Here is a 14,871-nt window from a genome sequence, read left to right on the forward strand (position 1 = left end):
TTTCTTGATCGTATCCAGCTTTCAAGAAGCGGAGAGACGGAGAATGCAATGGCGAAGCTCTACTTCAACTACTCGACGATGAATGCCGGCAAATCGACGATGCTGCTGCAGGCCGCGTATAATTACGAGGAGCGCGGCATGCGCGTTCTCCTGCTGATCGCGGCGTTCGACGAGCGGGCGGGCAGGGGCATCATCGGCTCGCGGATCGGGCTGCAGGCCAACGCGGTCGCCTTCGAGCAGCATGCGGATCTGTTGTCGCTGATCGCCGAGCAGGGGGCTGCGGGCGAACCGATCGCCTGCGTCTTCGTCGACGAGGCGCATTTCATGACGCGCGAGCATATCTGGCAGCTGGCGCGCGTCGTCGACCGGCTCAATATCCCCGTCATGGTCTACGGGCTGCGCACGGATTTCCAGGGCAAGCTGTTTCCCGCCTCGCAGGAGCTGATGGCGATCTCGGACGAGATGCGCGAAGTGCGCACCATCTGCCATTGCGGCCGCAAGGCGACGATGGTCGTGCGCCTCGACGGCAACGGCGCGGTGGCGCGGGAAGGGGCGCAGATCGAGGTCGGCGGCAACGAGAAATACGTGTCGCTCTGCCGCCGCCACTGGGACGACGCCATGAACGGCGAGTGGGTCGCTGAGGCGGTCTGACTTAAACCGCTGCTTCCATTTAGGAATGAACGGCTCTAATTTGACGGCATTCGATTCCCCGGGGATATCAGGTGCGCAAGCCTGTCTCGTTTGACACCACATTTGATGCCGCCAGTGCGATCGCCGACGAACTGCCGGTGAAGGTCAAGACCTGCGCCGATTTCGTCGGCGAGTTCGCGCGCCATCCTGCCGAGATCGACGACGAGCGCTTTCTGGTCGAAAACGAGCGCTTCCAAGGATTTGCGACTGATGCCAGGAACCTTGCGGAGCTGCTTGCCGAACTGGTGGCGGCGCTGGACGCAATGACCGTCAGGGTGTCGTCGGATCTCGACAGTTTCCGCGGGCTGACGGCGACCGAGCGGTTCATCGGGCATTTCTCGCGCCAGCGCATGTGGCGGCGCCACAGCAGCCGAGTCAGGGCGGCTCCCGTGGTCGAGCGGCTGCGCGACCTGATGGTGAAGTCCGACAGTGTCGCGGGGCTTATCACGCACCATCGCGCGGTCGTGCTCAGCGCCCACAAGGAGGCCGAGCGCAGGCTGGTCGATATCGTCGAGCGCCGGCGCAGATTGGTCGACGAGATCGACATCGCCCGCATCCGCATCAAGGAGCTCAATGCCAAGGCGCTGACGACGCAGGGGCGCATCGGCGTCTATGGCAGCAAGGCCGAGTGGGATCGGATGGAAGAGGAGCGCAAGGCGCTGAAGGCGCAGGCCGACGAGTTCTCCACCCGCGAGCACGAATTGCGCGACGAGAGCCAACGGCGCGAGCGCTTCATCGGGATCTTCCAGCTGCTTGTGGATGGGCTCAACACCGAGATCGGCCAGTGCAACACGCTGATGCGCAAGCTGATGATCGATACGGAAGAGCGCCTTTTGATATATCAGGCCCAGGTCGATACCGATATTCCGGGCTCGAAGGTGCAGATTTCGTCCGAGCTGTTTCCCAATATCGCCGATGCCATCGTTCTCTTCGAACGCGACATGCTCTTGCCGCAGGAGATCGAGCATCGCAAGCGCACCGCCGATGCGCAGTTCGGCAAGCGGTTTCCCGCTTATGCGCATCAGAACGAGGATGTGCCGGGTGCGCCTTTGATCGATACGATGAAGATCTCCTCGCGGCTGCGCTTCCGGATGCCGCGCCTATAGGCGTGCCGCCTCTAAACAGGGCCGAAGAAACAATAATATCAGCACGATGTTGCCGTTTGGGATGCGGATGCATATTTGAGAGCGGGTGAAACACGCGCTTTTGGATGCAGAGGGGAATGGGCGATGCTTGACGGAATCTCCGGTTTTTTCAGATCGATCGGCCGGGCGATTGGTCGTTGGGCGCGGCTTTTCGTGGCCTGGGCCTTCTGGCCGTTGATGGCCGCGCGCGGCTGGTATGGTCGTCGCAGCTGGCTGGTCAGGCTTCCCGTCATCGGCGTGCTTCTGCTGCTCATCCTGATGTACGGCTATTTCTTCGTTCAGACGCAAATGTGGACCGGCTTCAACCCGTCCTTCGTCGATCAGTACAAGCTTGCGGAGCGCAAGGTTCAGGTCGGCCAGGAAATTCCGCCCGCCGAGGGCGCGACGACGCCTGCGGCCAAGACCTGCCAGCGCTCGGCGATCGTCGACGTCACGGCCGATCTCACGGATTTCAACGTCAACCAGAATTCATGGATCTCCTCCATGCTGCTCTATCGGCTCGGCTTCTTCGGGATCGACTGGGACCACACGCCGTTTCTTGACAACAAGGCCTCGTTCCAGCGCGGCGTGAACCAGGCGCTGCGCCGCACCTCGGCGGAGCTCGTCGATACGCTGGGCCGCGTGCGCGGCACGTCCGGCATCAACAACGACCTGCAGAGCGCGCGTGGTAACCTGCAGTTCGACGAGTACAGCTGGTATTTCGGGCTCAATCCGTTCGGTCCGAAGACGCCGACGCCAAGCTATTATCGCTCGGCGATCGATAGTCTTCGCAAGTTCAATACGGATCTGTCCAACTGCAACGCGGTGTTCGATACCCGCGCCGACAACCTCATTCAGTTCATCGATCGTATCGCCAACGATCTCGGCGGCACCGCAGACATGCTGGCGGAGCGCTCGGCCAACCATGCGAGCGGCTGGTTCGACACGCGCGCCGACGATCGCTTCTGGTTCGCCTATGGCCAGCTCTACGGCTACTACGCCATCCTGGCGGCTGCCCAATCGGACTTTTCGCGGGTGATCGCCGAGCGCAATCTCGGCGCTCTCTACGGCGCGACCAACGCACAGTTCCAGGCGGCGTTGCGCATCCAGCCGGCGATCATTTCCAACGGTCGCGAGGACGGCTGGATCATGCCGAGCCATCTGGCGACCATGGGCTTCTATATTCTGAGAGTGCGCTCGAACCTGGTGGAGATGCGCGCGGTGCTCGGCCGATAGGGGGAGCCTTGCGGCGCTGACGCAGGCTGGGACGGCGCGGCTTGGCGTCAGGTGATCAGCTTGTAGCGGATCGCCTTGGCAACCAGCTGGGTGCGGTTGACGCAATCGAGCTTCCTGATGGCGCTGGTCATGTAGGCATTGACCGTATGGTCCGATAGCGACAGGATCTGGCCGATCTCGATCGAGGTCTTGCCCTGCGACGTCCAGCGCACGACTTCACGCTCGCGTGCCGAAAGCGGCGGGTGCTCGCTGCTCTTGGCGGATTTGACCAGGCTGAAGGCGTCCAGCGCATGGAGCATCAACATGTGCAGTTCATTGACTTCCGCCTGGCTAAGCGGCGTGCGCGTACCGGAAAACCAGAACATCAGCCGCTGGCCCTCGGCGGTATAGGCTGGGAAAGAAATGCCGACGCGCATGTCAAAGTCGTTTTTCAGCTCGCGGAATTCGGCGGGAAAAGCGCCCGTCTCGTCGCAAAGCGTCCAATGTCTTGGCAAGGCGGAGGCGGACATGCCCGCCGAAAACAACGGGAGCTGCATGAATCGGGCACGATCGAACCTGCTGATATAGGCAGGGGGAAGATTGCTTTCGATCAATAGGGACTTGAGGAGAAAACTCTCCGGAGTCGGAGCTTCCATCAAAGTAGCGTACGTGAAACCAAAGGCCTCGGCAGTGCGGACCAGAGCTTGGGCAAATGCCTGCCTAGTCTTCACTGCTGCGATTTCAGCCGTTAATAGTGACTGCCTCTCTGAGGTAGTTACGTAAGACATTAACAAGTTCCCGCCGCTTACAACTTCGATCATAAAATCGACTATCTGATATATTTGCTAGTCAGAAATTGTGCGGCGCACCGTGATTAGATTAATGTGTTATAATTTAAACACGAAAAATCTCCGGTTGGTTGTTTTTAGCTTTGCGTAAATCAACCACGTGTCGTTTTTGCTGCACTGCGTGCACGAATTATCCGTGATGCCGAGTTATAATGGCACAATTTGCCTTGCAACCATATGTCGCAGGCGGCGGAGCCGCCTGCGAATCGCTTGGCGCTAGATCTTCGAGCTGTCCTTAGCCTTCTTCATCAGCTGCTCAAGGAAGCCGAGCATGACGGCGGAAACGACGAAGGCGAGATGCATGGCGGTGAGCCACATGATCTTGCTGTCGGTGAACTGATCCGAATTCAGGAATACCTGCAGCAAGTGAATGGAAGAGATAGCAACGATCGAGGAGGCGACCTTGATTTTCAAGCTGCCGGAATCCAGCTTGCCGATGAAGGAGACATCAGCTTCGCTCTCGTCGAAGCGGCTCACGAAGTTCTCGTAGCCCGAGATCATCACCATGACGATCAGGCTGGCGACCAGTGCTGCGTCGATGAGGCCGAGCATGGCCAGGATCATTTCGCCTTCGTCATAGGTAAAGACGTTGATCGCCACCTTGGAGAACTTGTAGGCGAAGGAGATCGCATAGACCGCCAGGGACAATGCGAGACCGAGATAGAAGGCGACAAGGATCCAGCGACTGGACAGAATGATGCGCTCGACGATGAGCTCAAGTGATTTCATGGTTTACCCCCGTAAATGCTGAATCAATGCGTCGGTGATAGAGGTTGCCAGCCGCTGTGCCCCCCTCAAACTTTCGGTATATTTCACCATGCCATTGGCATAAACGTGACTTTCACGAGACGAAATAGATCTGAGGGCGGCATGGCTGAGTATAAAACCGACATCGAGATCGCGCGCGCCGCGGTGAAAAAGCCGATCTACGAGATCGGCGACAGGCTCGGGATTCCGGCGGCTCAACTCTCGCCCTATGGCCACGACAAGGCAAAGATCAGCGCCGAGTTCACCGCCGCGCAGGCGGGCAAGCCTGACGGAAAGCTCATTCTCGTTACCGCCATCAACCCGACGCCGGCGGGCGAGGGCAAGACAACCACGACGGTGGGGCTCGGCGACGGGCTGAACCGGATCGGCAAGAAGGCCGTCATCTGCGTGCGCGAGCCGTCGCTGGGGCCTTGCTTCGGCGTGAAGGGCGGGGCGGCCGGCGGCGGCTATGCGCAGGTCGTGCCGATGGAGGATATCAACCTTCACTTCACCGGCGATTTCCACGCGATTACCGCAGCACACAATCTTTTGTCGGCGATGATCGACAATCATATCTACTGGGGCAATGCGCTCGATATCGACGTGCGCCGCATCACCTGGCGGCGCGTGATGGACATGAACGACCGGGCGCTGCGCGAGATCGTCGCTTCGCTGGGCGGGGTGTCCAACGGGTTTCCGCGCGAGAGCGGCTTCGACATCACGGTCGCCTCGGAAGTGATGGCGATCCTGTGCCTGGCGTCGGATCTTCACGATCTGGAAGAGCGCCTCGGCAACATCATCATCGGCTACCGTTTCGACAAGACGCCTGTGTTCGCGCGCGACCTGAAGGCCGATGGTGCCATGGCCGTGCTTCTCAAGGATGCGATGCAGCCGAACCTGGTGCAGACGCTGGAGAACAATCCGGCGCTGGTGCATGGCGGCCCCTTCGCCAACATCGCCCACGGCTGCAACTCCGTCATCGCCACCAAGACGGCGCTGAAGCTTGCCGATTACGTGGTGACCGAGGCGGGCTTCGGCGCGGATCTCGGCGCGGAGAAGTTCTTCGACATCAAGTGCCGCAAGGCCGGCCTGAAGCCTGACGCGGCCGTGATCGTCGCGACCGTGCGGGCGCTGAAGATGAATGGCGGCGTGGGGAAGGGCGATCTCGGGCGCGAGGATGTCGGCGCTGTGACGCGCGGCTGCTCCAACCTTGGCCGCCATGTGGCCAATGTCCGCAAGTTCGGCGTGCCGGTCGTGGTTGCCATCAACCACTTCGTTTCCGATACGGATGCAGAAGTGCAGGCGGTGAAGGCTTATGTCGCGCATCTCGGCGCGGAAGCCATCGTCTGCCGCCACTGGGCGGAAGGCTCGGCCGGTATCGAGGAGCTGGCGTGGAAGGTGGTGGAGATGGCCGAATCCGGCAACGCCAACTTCGCGCCGATCTATCCCGATGCCATGCCGCTCATCGAAAAGATCGAGGAAGTCGCCGCGCAGATATATCACGCCGGCGAGGTCAGCGTGCCGAAGACGGTGCGCGACCAGCTGAAGGTCTGGGAAGAGCAGGGCTATGGCGATCTGCCTGTCTGCATTGCGAAGACGCAATATTCCTTCTCGACCGATCCCAACCTGCGCGGCGCGCCGGAGGGGCATGTGGTTTCGGTGCGCGAAGTGCGACTATCGGCCGGCGCCGGCTTCGTCGTCGTCATCACCGGCGAGATCATGACCATGCCCGGCCTGCCGAAATCGCCGGCCGCCGAGCGCATCCATCTCAACGAGGATGGCGCGATCGAGGGGTTGTTCTAGCGCCTGCTGCATCGCGACAAAACCGTTTGCGATGCACGCGATTCTCGGTCTAGGTTGATGCCCAAGGATTCCAACTGCTTGGCTTGCGCGGCAGATCAGAGCCGCGATGCCACGTCTTCAGTTGGCGTCTCTGCTGCGCACATTGACCTGACAGAAGGAAGAGAGAATGGCGAAGGAAATACTGGTTTCTTACGGGATCGACGTTGACGCCGTGGCCGGCTGGCTCGGCTCCTACGGCGGAGAAGACAGCCCTTGCGATATCTCTCGCGGCGTGTTCGCCGGCAAGGTGGGCAGCGTGCGCCTGCTGCGGATGTTCGAGAAATGGGGCATCAAGACAACCTGGTTCATTCCCGGCCATTCGATCGAGACCTTCTGGGACGAGATGAAGCAGGTGGCCGATGCCGGCCACGAGATCGGCATGCACGGCTACAGCCACGAGAACCCGATCGCCATGACGCCGGAGCAGGAAGAGGCGATCTTCGACAAGTGCGTCGACCTGATCACCAAGCTTTCCGGCAAGCCGCCGCGCGGCTACGTCGCGCCCTGGTGGGAGTTCGGCTCCAAGACCAACGAGCTTCTGAAGAAGAAGGGCGTGCTCTACGACCACTCGCTGATGCACAACGACCACCATCCCTATTACGTGACCGTCGGCGACGAATGGACGAAGATCGACTATTCCAAGCATCCCTCGCACTGGATGAAGCCCTATGTGCAGGGGCCGGAGACCGATCTCATCGAGATCCCGGCCTCCTGGTATCTCGACGACCTGCCGCCGATGATGTTCATCAAGGCGTCGCCGAACAGCCACGGCTTCGTCAACCCGCGCGATATTGAGCAGATGTGGATCGACCAGTTCGAGTGGATCTACGAGAATTACGATTACGCCGTCTATCCGCTGACCATCCACCCGGATGTTTCCGGCAAGCCGCATGTGTTGAAGATGCATGAGCGCATCTTCGAGCATATCCGCAAGTTCGACGGCGTGAAGTTCGTGACCATGGAAGAGATCGCGGCCGATTTCGCCAAGCGCTATCCGCGCAGCGGCACGGCGCGGCCGCAGCCCTAAGGGAGCGCAACCGATGTGCGGTCTTTGCGGCGCGCTCGGCGCCGGCGATCACTGGAGCAGCGGTGCCGGGAGTGCCACGCTTCTGGCGCCCGCCGCCGAGCGCTACCGACAGGCCGAGGCGGCCAACCGGGTGCTCGGGCTTTACGGCCTGAGGCTGAAGGTCTGGAACGATCGCTACACGCTGCATGGCCGCACCGGACGCAGCGTGGTGGTCGGCCATATGGGCGAGCTCTGGCCGCTCGCCGAAACGCTTGCAGGCTGCGCGATCGACCCGCTTGATGCTTCGGTGATGCTTGAGATGGAGCGCGGCCGTTGAGTTCGGCGCCCGCCGGCCCGATTACCGTCAATGTTCTCACCGGCTTTCTCGGCGCGGGCAAGACGACGCTGCTCAACAGGCTGCTGCGTGAGCCCGATCTTTCCGATGTCGCCGTCATCATCAACGAGTTCGGCAGCGTCGGGATCGACCATCTGCTGGTGGAGACGATCGACGACGAGACGGTGCTTCTGCAGAGCGGCTGCATCTGCTGCACGATCCGTGGCGATCTCAAGCAGGCGATCCTGTCGCTGTTCGAGAAGCGGCAAGAGGGGCGCATCGCGCCGTTCAAGCGGCTGGTGATCGAGACCACAGGGCTGGCCGATCCGGCGCCGATCGTGGCGACACTGACGGCCGACCTGATGCTGAAATACCATTTCTCGATGGGCAACATCATTGCCGTGGTGGACGCGCCGAACGGGCGCCACAACCTTGCGACCTACAGCGAGAGCGCCCGGCAGGTGGCCGTCGCGGACCGGATCGTCGTGACCAAAAGCGATATCGCCGAGACAGGCGCGATGGACGATCTGCTGGCGCTGCTAAACGAGATGAACCCGGCGGCGCGGATCGAGATCGGCTCACTTGACCAGATGCCGAGTGCGCTTCTGGTGACCGAGGATATTCACGATCTCGGCGCGCGATCGGGCGAGGTGCGGCGTTGGATCGCCGCCGATCGCTATCACGACCACGCGCATCCGCCTGTCGATGATGTGAACGCGCATGGCTCGGTGCGCTCGGTTTCGATCACCGCCGACAGGCCGTTCTCATGGCCGCGGTTTTCGACGTGGCTGTCGATGCTGGTCAACCGGCATGGCAACCGGCTGCTGCGCGTGAAGGGTATTCTCGACATCGAGGGTTATCCGACGCCCGTCGTCATTCACGGCGTGCAGCACATCATCCACAAGCCGATCCATCTTGATGCGTGGCCGGAAGGGGTGAGCGGCAGCGTGCTGGTGTTGATCACCGATGGCGATCTTGGCGATCTCAAGCGCTCGTTTTCGGCCTTTGTCGAGGCGGAGCGCGTGTTGACGGATTGAGTGAGCGGCTTTCCACCCTGATTCCGCATGCTGCGCCAGGCCTTTGAAAATCAATGGCAATAGCGATATCCGCCCTTCCTCTGCAGGACGTCGAGATGGAAGTGGGTCTCGTGGGCGGCGTCGCTTTCGGGGTCGAGCACCGTCGTGAAATAGAGGCAGCCGGCGGCGCTGACTGTGCGCTGGAAGGCGCCGATCAGGGTCGAATCCTCGCGCCGCGGCTTGACCGCGATATCCTCGCCCTTCTCGAAGCTGAAGCTTGCGATATCGACCGCGTTGCCGCGCGCGTGTTCGGAGATCTTGCCGGTTTCGGCGCTGTTGCGCAGGCGGCAGATGTAGGAAGAGGCCTGGTTGATGGTGGTGATGCGGCCCTGATCGGCGGCCGCAATGGCAGCGGCCGGGATGACCGTGCCCTGCATCCAGCGCGCCAAGGCCAGCGCCACCGGGCAGCGGAAGACGCCATCCGGCTTCAGCTTGATGCCGGGCAGGGCCTCGGTGACCTTGATCGGCTTGTCGATGCCACAGCCATTGCCGTCGTCGATACGGCTGAGATCGGTGAAGACGACGCCGAGTGATTGCAGTTCCTTGACACATTCTGAGTGGTCGGCATCGCTTTCCGGCTCGATCGTCAGATGCTGGGCCTCGAGTGTCTGCTTATCGGGAGGGTTCTTGTCGGGGAGGTTGGGGCCCTGCACCTCGCGCTTGGGCGCGGCGGCATCCTTGGTTGACGTGTCGGAGGAGGGGGCGGGCTGGTCGCCTTCGGTGGCCTTCTCGCCGGGTTTCGTGTCCGGCTTTGGAACATCGGGGCTGGACGCATCGGGTTCTGCGGTCTCGGGCTGAGTTTCTGGTTTTGGCTGCGGCTTTGGCGCGACATCGATATTCGCCGGGTCGTCGGCCTGTTGTTCGACCTGCTTGTCGCCGGGTTTCACTTCGGGCTTTGGGCCGGTCTCTGGCAGGCCGGCGCCGGTCAACATGATGAGGCAGAGAAGTGCTGTCGCGATCTGGCCTGTCTTCTTCACGCATCCATCCATCGTTTCAGTCCCAGCGGGAGAACAACGTATGGGGGCGGATTTCGTTGCAATTTCGCAACGTTGATCGGCGTCATGAAAACATGAGCATTTAGATCATGATATCTCGGCTACATATATTGACAACCATACTCATGTTTTTTATGCGGCAAGAAGTAGGCGGAATTATTCGCCTGAACACCTAGCCAGCCCCTCCAAGCGCGAATGCGTGACGACCAGCCAGCCCGGTACTTTTTTCATTGAGGGGTTGATTATGGTTATCCGACATTGGCGCTCGGCGCTTTTGGTGAGCGCGGCGTTTGTCTGCGCTGGTCCGGTCTCGCAGGCGCTGGCGCAGAGCGCGCAGACGACGACGCCGGCCGCCACGAGCGACGGCGAAACGACGCTGCAGAAGATTGTTGTGAAGGGCAAGCGGGTGTCCGCGCCGGCGCCGGGCAGCGCCACCGACACGCCGCTGGCGACCGAGACGACGGCCGCTCAGATCGAAAACAAGCAGATCACCAGCATCAGCGATCTTGGCCGCATTGCCGAGCCGGGCGTCAACTTCAATCGCAACACGGGTGGCGTAAACATTCGCGGTCTCGAAGGTAGCCGCGTTCTGACCACCGTGGACGGCATTCCGCTGACCTTCCTTTCGGACGCGACACGCAGCGCGACCGGTGGTGTCGATACCTTCGACTTCTCGTCGCTCTCGGCCGTCGACGTCCTGCGCGGCGCCGATTCGAGCCGTGCCGGCGGTGGCGCGCTTGGCGGTGTCCTGGCCGTGCGCACGCTGGAGCCGGAAGACCTGATCGAGGAAGGTCGCGATTGGGGCGGTATCGTCAAGTACACATATGACAGCTCCGACAAGAGCTCCTCGCCGTCCGCCGCCATCGCCAAGCGTATCGAGAACACCTCGATCATGTTCCAGGGCGGCTACAAGACCGGCAAGCAGACCGACAGCCAGGGAACCGTCGATACATACGGTCCGACCCGCACGGCGCCGAACCCTTCCGACTACGATCAGCATAACCTGCTGTTCAAGCTGCGCCAGCAGCTCGAAGGCGGCCACACGATCGGCCTGACGGCTGAAAGCTATCGCAAGGACCGCGATACCAACGCCAAAACCAATCAGGTCAGTGTCCTAGGTCCGCGCGATCAGTATCTGCCGGGGAACTATTTCACAAACGATGCGTCGGCTCGCGACCGCGTTTCTGTCGACTACAAGTTCCAGTCCGAGAGCGACGACAGCCTCGTGGATTCCGCTTGGGCTTCGCTTTACTGGCAGGATCAGACGCGCGGAACCGGATATAACGGCTATCGCTCCACCTCGGTTATCGGCCCGATCGGTCGTTTGAACGAGTATGACGAACGCACGATCGGTCTCGTCGGTGCCCTGGAAAAGAACATCGACACCGGTTACCTCGACCACAATTTCGTCTTCGGCTTCGACATCGCTCATGTTACGAGCGAGCAGTATTCGTCGGGCTACGACAATTGCCCGGCACCGCTGCCAAGCGGCGCCTATCCGACCGGCTATTCCGCATGCGCCAACCTGCACACCAACCAGGCTGATACGCCGAAAGTTGAGACCGGCCGTATCGGCCTGTATCTCGACGACAAGGTCAGTTTCGGTGATACCGGCTTCTCGGTTACGCCGGGCGTTCGCTTCGATTGGGTCAAGCATGATCCGAAGATGACCGATGCATTCGCCGACAACGCCAGCAATCCGGCGCTGCCGAACGGCTTCAACGATACGGCGATATCGCCGAAGATCCGGCTGGAGCAGGAAGTCAACGATCAGGTTCTGCTCTACGGTCAGTGGGCCATGGGCTTCCGTGCGCCGACTGCTGGCGAACTGTTCAGCACCTTCGGTGGTCCGGGCACGTACCTGCGTATCGGCAATCCCAACCTGAAGTCGGAAACCAGCAACGGTTTCGAAATCGGCGCCAAGCTCGGTGACGATGATCTCGGTGGCCGCGTGAACCTGTTCTACAACCGCTACCGCAACTTCATCGACACGACGAGCCTGAACGCCGCGCAGGCTGCCGCTCTCGGCTACACGCTGTCGCAGTATCCGCAGGGCGGTATCAGCACCTATAACAACGTGGCGAACGCCGAGATCTTCGGTACGGAAATCTCCGTTCACAAGCGCTTCTCGAACGGCTTCCGCGCTCTGGCCGGCTTGGCTTACGCGGAAGGCAACAACCTCGATACCAAGACCTTCCTGCAGTCCGTGGCACCCCTCAAGGCCGTGGTCAGCATCGGATATGACACCGAGACCTGGGGTGTTGGTCTCGATTGGACCGGCGTCAAGCATGCGCGCGGCCAGACCATCGGAACCGCAACGTCCACGAGCTACTTCAGCACTCCGGGCTACGGCATCGTCGACCTGACCGCATGGTGGGAGCCCGAGCAGATCAAGGGTCTGAAGATCAACGCTGGCATCTACAATGTCTTCGACAAGACCTACTACGACTACGCCTCGGTCCGCACCGGTGGCTCGCAGCCTCGCGAATATTACTCCGAGCCGGGCCGCACCTTCAAAATCTCGCTGACCCAGCGCTTCTAAACCAATCGAAAGGGCGGCCTCCGGGGCGCCCTTTTTCGTTGCCGCATTCGCCTCTTGCGCTCACTCTCATCTCACGCTAACAATTCCGCCCATGAACATGTCCTTGAACATCGCAATCTGGTGGTGGGCTCGCTAAGGCGGCCTCGACCAATCGTGTCCAAAGACGACGATGAGCCGCCCGGAAAACACCAGGCGGCTTTTTTTGTTTTTAAGGCCGCCTGTCATCCGGGCCGATAACGGAGTGAAGCAATGGTAACGATCATCAGGGATGACGGAGCGGAGATTTACGAGACCAAGGGGGGCATCACGGTCACGCGGCAGCGCCGGGCGATCCCTTATGCCGACGCGGTCTCCTCCTATATCGACAAGCTCGACGAGCGCCGCGGGGCGGTGTTTTCGTCGAACTACGAATATCCTGGCCGCTACACGCGCTGGGATACGGCCGTGGTCGATCCGCCGCTCGGCATCTCCTGCAATGGCCGCAAGGTCTGGATCGACGCCTATAACGAGCGCGGCGAGGTTATTCTCGGCTTCGTCACCGAGCGGCTGAAGACGATCTCCGAGCTGGAACTCGGCGCCTTGACCAAGCGGCGGCTCGACCTCACCGTGAAAGCGCCGGACCGGGCGTTTACGGAAGAAGAGCGCTCGAAGATCCCGACTGTTTTCACCGTGCTGCGCGCCGTCACCGATCTCTTCTATTCGCAGGCCGATGCCAGCCTCGGGCTCTATGGCGCCTTCGGCTACGATCTCGCCTTCCAGTTCGATGCCATCAACCTGAAGCTGACGCGGCCTTCCGACCAGCGCGACATGGTGCTCTACCTCCCTGATGAGATTCTGGTCGTCGACAATTATTCGGCCAAGGCCTGGATCGACCGCTACGATTTTGAAAAGGGCGGGCTGACCACCGAGGGCAAGGCCGGCGATATCCCGGCCGAGCCGTTCCAGCGCACCGACACCATTCCGCCGAAGAGTGATCACCGTCCCGGCGAATATTCCGAGCTGGTCACCAAGGCGAAGGAAAGCTTCCGCAAGGGTGATCTGTTCGAGGTCGTGCCCGGGCAGAAGTTCATGGAGCGCTGCGACAGCAAGCCTTCGGATATTTCCAAGCGCCTGAAGGCGATCAATCCATCGCCCTATTCCTTCTTCATCAATCTCGGAAACCAGGAGTATCTGGTCGGTGCTTCGCCGGAGATGTTCGTACGCGTCTCCGGTCGCCGCATTGAGACCTGCCCGATCTCGGGTACGATCAAGCGTGGTGACGATCCGATCGCCGACAGCGAGCAGATCCTGAAGCTCCTGAACTCGAAGAAGGACGAATCCGAGCTCACAATGTGCTCGGATGTCGACCGCAACGACAAGAGCCGCGTCTGCGAGCCGGGTTCGGTCAAGGTCATCGGCCGCCGGCAGATCGAGATGTATTCGCGCCTGATCCATACGGTCGACCATATCGAGGGGCGCCTGCGAGATGACATGGATGCCTTCGACGGCTTCCTGTCTCACGCCTGGGCGGTTACCGTTACCGGCGCGCCGAAGCTGTGGGCCATGCGCTTCATCGAGAGCCATGAGAAGAGCCCGCGCGCCTGGTATGGCGGCGCGATCGGCATGGTCGGGTTCAATGGCGACATGAACACGGGGCTGACGCTGCGTACCGTGCGCATCAAGGACGGCATCGCCGAAGTCAGGGCAGGGGCGACGCTCTTGAACGACTCTATTCCCGAGGAAGAAGAAGCCGAAACCGAACTGAAGGCGTCCGCCATGCTATCCGCCATCCGCGATGCCAAGGCCGGCAATACGGCCAAGGCCAGCCGCGACGTCGCCACTGTGGGCAAGGGCGTCAAGATCCTGCTCGTCGACCATGAAGACAGCTTCGTGCATACGCTGGCCAACTATTTCCGCCAGACGGGCGCCGAGGTCTCGACCGTGCGCTCGCCGGTGCCGGAGGAGATCTTCGACCGGCTCGATCCCGATCTCGTCGTGCTTTCGCCCGGCCCTGGCAATCCCAAGGATTTCGACTGCAAGGCGACGATCAAGAAGGCGCGCGCCCGCAACCTGCCGATCTTCGGCGTCTGCCTCGGCCTGCAGGCGATCGCCGAGGCTTATGGCGGCGAGCTGCGTCATCTGGCGCTGCCCATGCACGGCAAGCCGTCGCGCATCCGCGTGCTGGAGCCGGGCCTGGTGTTCTCCGGCCTCGGCAAGGAAGTCACCGTCGGCCGCTACCACTCGATCTTCGCCGACCCCTCGACCCTGCCGCGCGATTTCATCATCACGGCGGAGAGCGAGGACGGCACGATCATGGGCATCGAGCACGCCAAGGAACCGATCGCGGCCGTGCAGTTCCATCCTGAATCGATCATGACGCTCGGCGGCGACGCCGGCATGCGGATGATCGAGAATGTGGTGGCGCATCTGTCGCGGAAGCGCGCGACGCGGGCGGCTTGAGGGCTCAAGCTCT

Annotated in this window: 12 protein-coding genes; 9 read left to right on the forward strand and 3 right to left on the reverse strand. The window is 61.2% G+C overall.

Annotated features, from left to right (window positions below; all coding sequences use genetic code 11):
• Positions 1-48 precede the first annotated feature (48 nt).
• The 3 genes from ACIQUB_RS01565 to ACIQUB_RS01575 all read left to right on the forward strand — a co-directional run bounded on the left by ACIQUB_RS01565 (position 49) and on the right by ACIQUB_RS01575 (position 3,050).
• Positions 49-651, forward strand: a complete 603-nt coding sequence (locus ACIQUB_RS01565; protein WP_113237274.1) for a thymidine kinase — start codon at positions 49-51, stop codon at positions 649-651.
• Positions 652-722: 71 nt separating this feature from the next.
• Positions 723-1,796 (forward strand): hypothetical protein, encoded by a 1,074-nt coding sequence (locus tag ACIQUB_RS01570; protein ID WP_113237275.1) that lies wholly within the window; start codon positions 723-725, stop codon positions 1,794-1,796.
• A 123-nt stretch (positions 1,797-1,919) separates the two neighbouring features.
• Positions 1,920-3,050, forward strand: coding sequence for a DUF2333 family protein (locus tag ACIQUB_RS01575; protein WP_402928430.1), 1,131 nt, complete (start codon positions 1,920-1,922; stop codon positions 3,048-3,050).
• A gap of 47 nt (positions 3,051-3,097) precedes the next feature.
• On the opposite strand, the gene ACIQUB_RS01580 is transcribed toward ACIQUB_RS01575, so the two are convergent.
• Both ACIQUB_RS01580 and ACIQUB_RS01585 read right to left on the reverse strand, forming a co-directional pair.
• Positions 3,098-3,817 carry a LuxR family transcriptional regulator gene (locus tag ACIQUB_RS01580; protein ID WP_113237277.1) on the reverse strand — a complete coding sequence of 240 codons (720 nt, stop codon included), beginning with the start codon at positions 3,815-3,817 and terminating at the stop codon, positions 3,098-3,100.
• A 276-nt stretch (positions 3,818-4,093) separates the two neighbouring features.
• A complete protein-coding gene (locus ACIQUB_RS01585; RefSeq protein ID WP_113237278.1) occupies positions 4,094-4,606 on the reverse strand; it encodes a TIGR00645 family protein in 513 nt (170 codons plus the stop codon).
• Between the two features lie 141 nt (positions 4,607-4,747).
• Here ACIQUB_RS01585 and ACIQUB_RS01590 point away from each other — a divergent pair, with 141 nt between their 5' ends.
• The 4 genes from ACIQUB_RS01590 (at position 4,748) to ACIQUB_RS01605 (ending at position 8,843) form a co-directional block, all read left to right on the forward strand.
• On the forward strand, positions 4,748-6,427 hold the full coding sequence (locus tag ACIQUB_RS01590) for a formate--tetrahydrofolate ligase (protein WP_113237279.1): 1,680 nt from the start codon (positions 4,748-4,750) through the stop codon (positions 6,425-6,427).
• A gap of 166 nt (positions 6,428-6,593) precedes the next feature.
• On the forward strand, positions 6,594-7,493 hold the full coding sequence (locus ACIQUB_RS01595; protein WP_113237280.1) for a polysaccharide deacetylase: 900 nt from the start codon (positions 6,594-6,596) through the stop codon (positions 7,491-7,493).
• A gap of 13 nt (positions 7,494-7,506) precedes the next feature.
• On the forward strand, positions 7,507-7,809 hold the full coding sequence (locus ACIQUB_RS01600; protein ID WP_113237281.1) for a hypothetical protein: 303 nt from the start codon (positions 7,507-7,509) through the stop codon (positions 7,807-7,809).
• A complete protein-coding gene (locus tag ACIQUB_RS01605; protein ID WP_113237282.1) occupies positions 7,806-8,843 on the forward strand; it encodes a GTP-binding protein in 1,038 nt (345 codons plus the stop codon). Before ACIQUB_RS01600 ends, ACIQUB_RS01605 begins: the two co-directional genes overlap by 4 nt.
• A gap of 50 nt (positions 8,844-8,893) precedes the next feature.
• On the opposite strand, the gene ACIQUB_RS01610 is transcribed toward ACIQUB_RS01605, so the two are convergent.
• Positions 8,894-9,859: an extensin family protein gene (locus ACIQUB_RS01610; protein WP_402928436.1), complete on the reverse strand. Its 966-nt coding sequence runs from the start codon at positions 9,857-9,859 to the stop codon at positions 8,894-8,896.
• A 262-nt stretch (positions 9,860-10,121) separates the two neighbouring features.
• On the opposite strand from ACIQUB_RS01610, the gene ACIQUB_RS01615 reads away from it, so the two are divergent.
• The gene (locus ACIQUB_RS01615) at positions 10,122-12,419 is read left to right on the forward strand and encodes a TonB-dependent hemoglobin/transferrin/lactoferrin family receptor (protein ID WP_402928439.1); all 2,298 of its coding nucleotides are present in this window, start codon (positions 10,122-10,124) and stop codon (positions 12,417-12,419) included.
• 249 nt (positions 12,420-12,668) lie between these two features.
• The gene (locus tag ACIQUB_RS01620; RefSeq protein WP_113237285.1) at positions 12,669-14,858 is read left to right on the forward strand and encodes an anthranilate synthase; all 2,190 of its coding nucleotides are present in this window, start codon (positions 12,669-12,671) and stop codon (positions 14,856-14,858) included.
• The last annotated feature ends 13 nt before the right edge of the window (positions 14,859-14,871 follow it).

The sequence above is a fragment of the Rhizobium sp. NPDC090275 genome, assembly GCF_044772225.1.
Lineage (GTDB): Bacteria > Pseudomonadota > Alphaproteobacteria > Rhizobiales > Rhizobiaceae > Rhizobium.

What these genes read in the sequence shown, in the direction of transcription:
- ACIQUB_RS01565 (WP_113237274.1), top strand. Translation starts at nt 49, where the DNA reads ATGGCGAAGCTCTACTTCAACTACTCGACGATGAATGCCGGCAAATCG.
- ACIQUB_RS01620 (WP_113237285.1), top strand. Translation starts at nt 12,669, where the DNA reads ATGGTAACGATCATCAGGGATGACGGAGCGGAGATTTACGAGACCAAG.
- ACIQUB_RS01580 (WP_113237277.1), bottom strand. Translation starts at nt 3,817, where the DNA reads ATGTCTTACGTAACTACCTCAGAGAGGCAGTCACTATTAACGGCTGAA.
- ACIQUB_RS01585 (WP_113237278.1), bottom strand. Translation starts at nt 4,606, where the DNA reads ATGAAATCACTTGAGCTCATCGTCGAGCGCATCATTCTGTCCAGTCGC.
- ACIQUB_RS01575 (WP_402928430.1), top strand. Translation starts at nt 1,920, where the DNA reads ATGCTTGACGGAATCTCCGGTTTTTTCAGATCGATCGGCCGGGCGATT.
- ACIQUB_RS01600 (WP_113237281.1), top strand. Translation starts at nt 7,507, where the DNA reads ATGTGCGGTCTTTGCGGCGCGCTCGGCGCCGGCGATCACTGGAGCAGC.
- ACIQUB_RS01590 (WP_113237279.1), top strand. Translation starts at nt 4,748, where the DNA reads ATGGCTGAGTATAAAACCGACATCGAGATCGCGCGCGCCGCGGTGAAA.
- ACIQUB_RS01595 (WP_113237280.1), top strand. Translation starts at nt 6,594, where the DNA reads ATGGCGAAGGAAATACTGGTTTCTTACGGGATCGACGTTGACGCCGTG.
- ACIQUB_RS01615 (WP_402928439.1), top strand. Translation starts at nt 10,122, where the DNA reads ATGGTTATCCGACATTGGCGCTCGGCGCTTTTGGTGAGCGCGGCGTTT.